1 protein-coding gene is annotated in these 236 nt (G+C 66.1%); it reads left to right on the forward strand.

The genetic code is table 11. From position 1 onward, the window contains the following. Window positions 1-236, forward strand: a 236-nt coding sequence (locus EKN83_RS23290) for a contractile injection system protein, VgrG/Pvc8 family (protein ID WP_221885397.1), incomplete at both ends; no start/stop codon positions are given.

The raw sequence follows: 236 nt of genomic DNA on the forward strand, positions 1-236 counted from the left end.
GGCACGGATGCGCGCATTGACCGCAGCAAACTGCTGGGCCAGCCGGTCACGGTGACCATCCCGACGCAGAACCTGCTCACCTCCCGCTATATCAACGGTAAAGTCACGCGCGTGGCGGTGAGCGCCGTTGAGCTGTCGGGGACCCGCTACGCGGTGTACCAGCTGACGGTGGAGCCGGACCTGTGGCCGATGAAGCGCGACCGTAACCTGCGCATCTTCCAGGGGCAGACGGTGCC

The sequence above is a fragment of the Enterobacter sp. WCHEn090032 genome (genome assembly GCF_003986875.1).
Lineage (GTDB): Bacteria > Pseudomonadota > Gammaproteobacteria > Enterobacterales > Enterobacteriaceae > Enterobacter > Enterobacter sichuanensis.